Genomic DNA, 1,252 nt, shown 5'->3' with positions numbered 1-1,252 from the left:
CACTGATACGGGCTGAGGACCGTGCCAGGTATATCGAGGGCCTGCGCCGAGCGGGCCTTGAATAGTTCAAGCTTGATCCTTGTCGATTGCGCCGGGGCGGCTCGAAACTGGCGATTTCTCGATTCACGCCTCGCAAATGCCCACACACCCCAATGGGTCCTATTCCTAGATGCTCAGATCCCCGCCAGCCGGACCGGCCGATTGGCAAGTGACCGCGTCAAACTACAGCTGATAGGCTATCGCGGGTTGACATTCGGGGCTCGCTCGCCATGGTGCAATGCAGCATGAACAATAGCCCTACAGAGTCATCGCGCATCGAATGCCTGGATGGCCTTCGCGCCGCCGCAGCATTGTGGGTGCTGGTCGGCCACTGCCTGCTGCTGACGGGCTGGCATCTCCCGGTGCTTGGCGACCCGGCGCTGGGCGTCGATCTCTTCATCATGCTTTCGGGCTTCCTGATGGTGTTCCACTATCAGTTGCGCCAGGACAAGGAGCCCTGGCAAAGGCCTGAAACCTGGCTGAAATTCTGGACGCGGCGTTATTTCCGCATTGCGCCGCTGTTCTACGTCATGCTGTTCTTCGCACTGGCGTTCGGCCCGTATGTTTATGAGTCGCGGACAGTCATCGACGCATTCGTGGGCCGTGTGCCGCAGGCGCCAGAGCGCTACCTTGACAGCAGCCTGAAGAACATTTTCGCCCACCTGACATTCCTGTTCGGCCTTTCCCCGAACTTCGCCTACCGGACGCCGCTGCCCGACTGGAGCCTCGGGCTGGAAATGCAGTTCTACGCGGTCTTCCCGGCGCTCATGCTTTTGGCGCGGCGTTTCGGATGGGTCTGGAGCGCGCTAGTCGTTGCGGCGCTCGGCGCCCTGGCGGTGGTGGCCCTCAAGTTGATGTCGGTTCATTTCCCGATGCCGTCCTTCCTGCCGCTGAAGATACAGGTTTTCCTGTGCGGCATGCTTCTGGCGGGCGTTCTGGGGCAGAGCCAACCGCGACCGCTGCTGCATCTGGCCCTGGCGATGGCGCTCGCGGCGATCCCCTTCGGCGACGGCCACGGCCTTTCGAAGTTCCTGATACGCGAAGCGCTGGTGCTTGGGTTCTTTGCCCTCGTCCTCTATCGGATGCTGCCCGGCGCGGCGGGCGCCGCGGCGCGAAAAGTCGCCGTCGCATTGGGCGGAGGCATCTTTCATGTGCTCGGCGAACTGTCCTACAGCATCTATCTGATCCACCTTCTCATTCTGCAGCCCGTGGC

General features: G+C 61.9%; 1 protein-coding gene. It reads left to right on the top strand.

Annotated features, from left to right (window positions below):
- Positions 1–284 precede the first annotated feature (284 nt).
- Positions 285–1,252, top strand: a 968-nt coding sequence (locus tag EOA27_RS37010) for an acyltransferase (RefSeq protein WP_189562332.1), incomplete at its 3' end; no start/stop codon positions are given.

Origin of the sequence: Mesorhizobium sp. M2A.F.Ca.ET.037.01.1.1 (assembly GCF_003998075.1) — a bacterium.
Classification (GTDB): Bacteria; Pseudomonadota; Alphaproteobacteria; order Rhizobiales; family Rhizobiaceae; genus Mesorhizobium.
The sequence above is the reverse complement of the archived record's forward strand: the minus strand, read 5'-3'. Positions and strand labels throughout refer to the sequence as shown.